Origin of the sequence: Mycobacterium sp. 852002-40037_SCH5390672 (genome assembly GCF_001665875.1) — a bacterium.
In the GTDB taxonomy this organism is placed as follows: Bacteria; Actinomycetota; Actinomycetes; order Mycobacteriales; family Mycobacteriaceae; genus Mycobacterium.
Genome location: NZ_LZTA01000069.1, coordinates 262,788 through 269,592, shown reverse-complemented (window position 1 = coordinate 269,592; position 6,805 = coordinate 262,788). Strand labels below are relative to the sequence as shown.

Here is a 6,805-nt window from a genome sequence, read left to right as displayed (position 1 = left end):
TTGACGACCTTGGGCTTGAACGGCTTCGAATCATCGAGGCGCGGGCTGGTCATGACGCCGGTGTCGTGAGCGGCGAAAAACGATTTGACCCGGACGACCGCGAAGCCGCCGACCACCACGACAGCCACGATCAACAGCGGCAACCAGGCGTTGCGCACAAGTCTCGATATCTGCACCTAGGTGGTCCCTTCCCCATCGCGCGGTCGTGACGTGGATCAGCGTTTGCGCGACCGGAGGTCGTGGACAGGCGAGTGCCCACAAGTCGCATTACTCAACAACGAATTGCGTCGATTGCTACGGTTCGCGCGCGCTGGAACGTCAGACGCGGTGAATGCTGCCCACCCACACCGGCCGGCGTCCCCGGCACCGACACCCGGCTCGCCTTGTTGCTGAAGCCTCCCCAGGTACCGCCACCAGCGCATAGTACATGATGTGCATATCTTGCAGTGCATGCAACGTTTGCTACCGGTGTTTCAGGTCACTTTGTGAAGATGCTGTTCACCAGCGCGGCGGCACGCTCAACATAGGGCATCGGCGTGTCGGCCGTTCCGTTTGCCTCGCCGCTTGCCCACTTCTCGAGGCCCGACCGCACCGCGGTCAACGCCAGCGCAGAAATCAGCGCCGCCATCTCGTCGTCCGGCCGCATCGCCTGACGACGCACGATGATGTGGGTCAACTGGTTTTGAAACCGCTCCAGGTCGGCGAGGAACGCAGCCAACACGGCGGGGGAGGTCTTGGCGAGTTCCAGCATGTGGGCTGCGTGTTCGCGTCGCGGCGGCACGTCGCGCAGGTGGTGCGCGGCCAAGGTGATCAGCTCCGCCAGCACCACCGAGTAGGGGGCGGGCCCGGCGGCGACGAAATCCGCAACCAGTTCGGGTGGTATGTCCGACGGGCCGTAGGCGAGCGCGGATTCTTTGTTGGGGAAGTAATTGAAGAACGTGCGTGTCGCGATTCCGGCTTCGGCACAGATCTCGTCGACGGTGACCTTGTCGAATCCGCGTTCCAGCGTGAGGCGCACCGCGGCGTCGCGGATGTCGGCGCTTGTCTGGCGGCGACGGCGCTCTCGTAGCCCCACGGGATTGCCCATACCTCATATAGTTGCACGTTATGCACACTTTGCAGTCAATAGGTGGCAGGTTCGGGGTCGAGGGCCCGCTGCATCACGTCCTCCAGCAAAGATAGCTCGATCAATCAGAGCGACGATCGCGATTGCAGGTGAGAACGATGTCGCGTATAGCCGTTTCAATACAACATAATTCGGCTGCATGCGAGGAATGATGCGGTGGACGGCGGACGTTATCCGCTGGGCGCAAGCGCGCCCCGCAAATAATCGCATTGACTTTCGAAGAACCTCGTCGATATGGGCGCCTTGTCCGCGATCTGATCGAATGCGTGAAACGCGCCAGGAACGATTTCCTCGTGTACCGGCACGCCCGCCTCGCGCAAGCGTCGCGCGTACTCCAGGCTCTCTCGATAAAAGAGGTCCAGCGTTCCGACCCCGATCCAGGCGGGCGGCAAGCCGGACAAATCCTTTCGGCGAGCCGGCGCTGCCTCTTCGGGATCGGCCCCATTGAGGTACCACTGCCAGGCCAGTTGATTGTCGGATTCGGTCCACATGATGCGCCTGGGACCGTCGCGCTTGGCGCCGGTGCGATCGTCGAGCATCGGATAGACCAGCATCTGGAAGGTGAGTTCGATGTCGTTGCGGTCGTGTGCTCGCTGGGCCACCGCGGCGGCGAAATGCCCCCCGGCACTGGCCCCTCCGATGGCGACTCGATCCGGGTCCACCCACGGTTGGCGGGCCAGCCACAGCAGGGCTGCGTAACAGTCTTCGACCGGGATGGGATAGGGGTGTTCGGGGGCCAACCGGTGTTCTACCGCCGCGATCGCGAAACCGGTGCGCTGAGACAGGTTGCGCAAGTACTTATCGTCCTGGGCCGCATGACCCATGATGGTTCCGCCGCCGTGGATCCACAGCAGTGCGGGCGCGTGGTCGGGAAGGCCTGCCGGGCGATGCAGACGGACGGTGACGTGCTCGTTGACGGCGGCGACAGGCACGGTGCGGATGCGTCCCGCATTGCCCATCAGGTTCATGATTGTGCGCTGAACCTTCAGACCGCGATGCAAGGCGTATCCGCGGGGCACGAATCGCGCCACCTTGCGAAGGCCGGGATCCAGTACCTGCGAGGACGTGAAGGCGTTGTCGGGGAGCCAATTTGCCATCGAATGCCCTCTGTTCCCTTGGCGCCGGCAGACATCGCTGACCATACAGGAACCGGCTTAGTGTCCATGGGCGGTTACTGCGACTCGTCTCCGTCATCGATCAGTGCGCACACTGCGCGATCGAACATGGTCTGTTTTATCGCGCCCAGCGTGCCTGGATCCTTGCCCTGTAGTGGGCGCAGCACGTCGAGGGCGGTGTCGGTGACCTCGCCCTCCGGGCAGGTGGCGTCGACTATGCCGAATTGTTCCGCCTCGGGGCCGCCGAAGCGTCGGCCGGTGGTCATCGAGGCGACGGCGGCACGCGGCGTGAGTTTGGCCTGGATGAGCGCGGCCATGCCGGGGTTGAACGGGATGCGGATGTCCACCTCGGGAAAACAGAAGTATCCGCGGTCGGCGCGCATCACGCGGAAGTCGTGCGCGATGGCCAGCATCGCTCCGGCACCAAACGCGTGACCCACCACAGCCGCCGCGGTGGGCAGCGGCAAGGTCAGCATGCGCGCCAGCAGGCGGTGCACGCGGCCGATGTACCACAGCCCCTGGTCGGGGTGGGCGCTCAGCCATTCCAAATCGAGGCCGTTGGAGTAAAGCTTTCCCCCGGCGGTCGTGACCAGCCCCTGGGCGCCGTCCGAGATGGCCTGGTCGAGCGCGGCGTCGATGTCATCCAGAAACGCAGGGGAGAAACGGTTCTCGTCTTCGCCTAGGCGAATGATGGCGATTTTGTCGGTGTAGTCCAATGTCACTGTCATGTGTTTCCTCTTGAGTTGCGCTTGTGTTTTTTCCGAAGATTCGTCATCCGCGTCGCTGCCGCGGTGGTGCGGGACCTACCGCCAGCACCGCGCGCACAGCCGCGTGCAGATGCGCGCGGGCGGTGGCACTCCCGAGGCGGTCTCGGCGCAGCAGCAGCGCAGTTGGAAGATCCACGATGCAGCTGGTTATCGCGTCCACCGCTGCCGCGTCCTTGCGGTCCCACACCGCGACGGCAAGCCGCACCATCAATGTGACGAGAAGCTTGTCGAGACGTCGCAGCTCATCGGCAACATCGGTGGGAACATCCTCGGCGAGCACGTCCTCGCGGCGCACGCGCAACAACAGAGTTGACGAGCCGGGATGCTGCTTGGTGAACACCACCGCCGCGTCGGCAGCGGCCACCACGGCCTCGATGGGCCGGCCCGGGTCGCCACTGGCCACCGCTTCGTCGACCAGCGAAGTCTGTACCGCCAAGAAACGCCTGCCCGCGCGCAGCCAAGCCTGGCCCATCAGTCCGCCGCGTGATGTAAACGTGTGGTACACAGCGCCGTTGGACACCCCTACCGCCGCACTGATTGCTCGGATGGTCACCGCGTTTGGGCCCGACCGCGCCACCAGGTCCTCGACGGCGTCGAGCACGACATCGGGGTCGTGCATACGCGGGCGTGGCATGCGGCCAGCATAACAGAGCGAATGCTCTGTTATGTCACCGGCGGTGCAAGGGGCCCGCCGTGCAGCGATTACATTGTCGTTTCAGTCGGAGTCGGGCCGCCAATTGGTAGGCATCATCGGCACGGTCGGTGCGCCCCCGTATGCGTCGCCGGCCAACCTGGTCAACCCCGCCGCACGCTGTTCAGTGACCGTTGTCGCGGCGGCGTGCCCCAGTTGTGCAGCCCCCCGGTCGGATTCAATCGCCGAATTCACCTGTCCTGCAACGTTCGAGCCACCCGCCCATTGGGCGTCCCATTCCGGGTCCAGGAATTCGTAGCGGTAGCCCCGGTCGGTGCGAGTCGGCGCTTTCCGTCGGTGTCGCCGAGCCTCCTGCTTGATCGCCGCCGGTGCCGCCCGGCCCGCAGCAGCCGTGACGGCGTCTGCGGCGGACTTTTGGGCTTTGCCGGCAGTGCTCATCTCCGTTGCCGCGCCAAAAACCCCCACCATGTATGGCGAAATGAAATGCTGTGTGGGCATGGCACTTTCGGGGCCCACTACCGTTGGTGGCGGCGCGGGTGGACCGCCGGACACGTTCGCGGCCATTGGCGCCGTGGCTGGCACCGGAGCCGAGCCATGCAGTGGCGCTGTACTAATCGTCGGTGCGGTGGTTGCAGCCGTCAGTGGGGGCACTTCGGTCAGGGGAATTGTGCCTGCCGGCAGCGGAACCGGCGTGACAGCGGGTGTCGGTGCTGCTGCGGCCAGGCCTGCAAGCCCCGCCAATCCTCCCGCCGCTCCTGCGGGAACCGCCAAAAGTGGGGCAGCCAACCCCAAGGTGTAAAGAGGATTGCTCAGGAAAAAGCTCAGCAGTCCCATCGGGTTGAAAAGAAGAAGGTTGATGAATACGAGTGTTCGGTGAATCACGAATTGGAGCGCGAGCATCACTATCGTCTCGAGCAGTTGGACGGGGTTGTGCGCGTACATCGGGATCAAGGTCTCCACGCGTGAGAGGAACATCGACAAACTTGGATGCATCGACCAGCCCTGCGGGGAAAACGGGTTAAACGGAAACAGCGCTTCGAGCCACTCCTGGAGATTTTGGGGCAATGAGGTTCCCATGATGTAGGGGTTTCCGCCCATGCCCGATCCGCCGCTCATGCCGGACCCACCGCCCATCCCGGAGCCGGAGTTCATGCCATGGGAACTCATGTCGGTCTTCAGGATTTGCGGCGCCGCCGTGGTCTGCGGGGCGGCAGCGACTGCCGCTGTCGAGACAGCTTGATATGTGCTCATCGTGGTGGCAGCTTGCACCCACATGCGCGAGTAGTCGGTCTCGTTGAGTGCGATCGGAATGGCGTTGACACCGAAGAAGTTCGTGGACACCAGTACCGTGTGCATTGCGTGGTTGGCCGCCAGTTCGCCCAACGTCGGCATCGCCGCCAGTGCGGTCGTATAGGCAGCGGCCGCGGTCTCCTGCGCGGCGGCCATTGCGGCGCTGTCGGTGCTGGCCTGCAGTAACCATGCGACGTAGGGCGCGTGTGCGGCTTTGTATTGCGCGGAACTCGGGCCCTCCCAGGCGCCAGCCTGCACACCGCCGAGAAGGGCAGTGAGTTCGCTTGCTGTTGAGGCATATTCGGTGCTCAACGAATTCCAGGCGCTCGCGGCAGCCAGTAGCGTCCCGGGTCCCGGCCCGCTGGACAGCAGCGCCGAGTGTATCTCCGGCGGAAACGCCATCCAGATCGGCGCGGTCATCGCCGGTCCGTTCGGCCGTGCCGGTGTCGGGCCCAAACCTCGTCACGGAGGAGAATCACCACGGCCTCCTTTCGGCTGGAGCCCACCCGCAACGCCGAAGCTGCATGACCAAAGCGGACACAGGGCTGAGGGTGAGCCGCAGGCGTGAGTCTATGACCGATAGCCGCCGCAGATACGGATAAAATGCTGATAATTTCCTGTATATACGGAAATAGTGCGTGTGGCGCCGGGGATGCGACCGGGCCGCGGGTGCGGATAATCCTCGCGTGGTCTGACGAAAAAGCAGGGCAAATGTAGATCAGATCTAATGCGTCACAACGAAATTCGCTACTGCGACGAGTTATGGACGATGGTGGGTCGTGGGTGGGGCACTTACCCGGTTAACATCGGATGTCCGGATGTCGATGTGGAGGACAAGGCTTTGGCTGCGATACCCGTCATCGCGCTCACTGGTCATCTCGGAGCCGGCAAGACAACGCTGCTCAACCACCTGTTACGCCATCCTGGCTCGCGAATTGGTGTGGTGGTCAACGATTTCGGTGATATCAACATCGACGCCGGTCTGGTGGCCGGCCAGGTCGACGAGCCGGCCTCGATCGCCGGAGGATGCATCTGCTGCCTGCCCGACGGCGGTGGGCTCGATGACGCACTCATCAAACTCGCCGACCCGGCTCGACGCCTCGATGCCATCGTCGTCGAGGCCAGCGGTCTGGCCGACCCTGTGGCAATCGCGCGGATCATCGGCTTCAGTGAGATACGTGGGGTCCGGGCGGGCGGACTTGTCGACGTTGTCGATGCCGTGAACCACTTCGACACCGTCGACTGCGGCACACTGCCGCCGGTGCGCTATGGCGCGGCGTCGCTGATTGTGGTCAACAAGCTTGACCAGGTGCCCGAGCAGGAGCGGTCGGTTGTGGTGCAACGTGTCACACAGCGGGCGGCGGAACGTAACCCGCGCATACATGTCGTGGGCACTACGGGTGGCCGGATAGACCCAGAACTCCTCTTCGACGCCTCCGCCACGTCCCGACGGGTTGGGCAGCTCTCGTTTCTGGATCTGGCGCCCGAGCACGACCATGACCACGTCCATGCCGACGCCGTCACCGTCAGCAGCGCCGGTTGCGTCGACCCCGAGGCCCTTATCGACCTTCTCGAACGGCCGCCGCCGCAGGTGTTCAGGCTGAAAGGCATCGTGGCTGTGCGGCACCGCACAACCGTCGGTGACTATGTCGTCAACCTGGTGGGTAGCGCAATCCATATCGGGACGGCGCCGCCAGGGGCCATGGCCAATTGTCTGGTGGCGATCGGGATGCATCTCGACATTGCCGCCGTACGCGCGCGACTCGACAAGGCGCTGCAACCTGCGTCGGGGCCGGCGTCGGCACAGGGATTACGGCGCCTGCAGCGGTACCGGCGACTCGGTGCGTGAGAAACG

Annotated in this window: 7 protein-coding genes; 1 reads left to right on the top strand and 6 read right to left on the bottom strand. The window is 64.1% G+C overall.

What is annotated here, in order from left to right; translation table 11 throughout:
• The 6 genes from A5782_RS25480 to A5782_RS12000 all read right to left on the bottom strand — a co-directional run.
• Positions 1 to 176, bottom strand: a 176-nt coding sequence (locus A5782_RS25480) for an MmpS family transport accessory protein (protein ID WP_231986667.1), incomplete at its 3' end; no start/stop codon positions are given.
• Between the two features lie 302 nt (positions 177 to 478).
• Positions 479 to 1,087: a TetR/AcrR family transcriptional regulator gene (locus tag A5782_RS12020; RefSeq protein ID WP_067099675.1), complete on the bottom strand. Its 609-nt coding sequence runs from the start codon at positions 1,085 to 1,087 to the stop codon at positions 479 to 481.
• Between the two features lie 209 nt (positions 1,088 to 1,296).
• A complete protein-coding gene (locus A5782_RS12015; RefSeq protein ID WP_067099673.1) occupies positions 1,297 to 2,223 on the bottom strand; it encodes an alpha/beta hydrolase in 927 nt (308 codons plus the stop codon).
• 74 nt (positions 2,224 to 2,297) lie between these two features.
• Positions 2,298 to 2,969 (bottom strand): enoyl-CoA hydratase-related protein, encoded by a 672-nt coding sequence (locus tag A5782_RS12010; RefSeq protein WP_067099671.1) that lies wholly within the window; start codon positions 2,967 to 2,969, stop codon positions 2,298 to 2,300.
• A gap of 43 nt (positions 2,970 to 3,012) precedes the next feature.
• Positions 3,013 to 3,642, bottom strand: a complete 630-nt coding sequence (locus A5782_RS12005; protein ID WP_067099669.1) for a TetR/AcrR family transcriptional regulator — start codon at positions 3,640 to 3,642, stop codon at positions 3,013 to 3,015.
• 81 nt (positions 3,643 to 3,723) lie between these two features.
• Positions 3,724 to 5,370, bottom strand: a complete 1,647-nt coding sequence (locus tag A5782_RS12000; RefSeq protein ID WP_067099667.1) for a PPE domain-containing protein — start codon at positions 5,368 to 5,370, stop codon at positions 3,724 to 3,726.
• A gap of 421 nt (positions 5,371 to 5,791) precedes the next feature.
• Between A5782_RS12000 and A5782_RS11995 the strand changes: the two genes are divergently transcribed.
• Positions 5,792 to 6,799 carry a GTP-binding protein gene (locus tag A5782_RS11995; protein WP_067099756.1) on the top strand — a complete coding sequence of 336 codons (1,008 nt, stop codon included), beginning with the start codon at positions 5,792 to 5,794 and terminating at the stop codon, positions 6,797 to 6,799.
• Positions 6,800 to 6,805 lie beyond the last annotated feature (6 nt).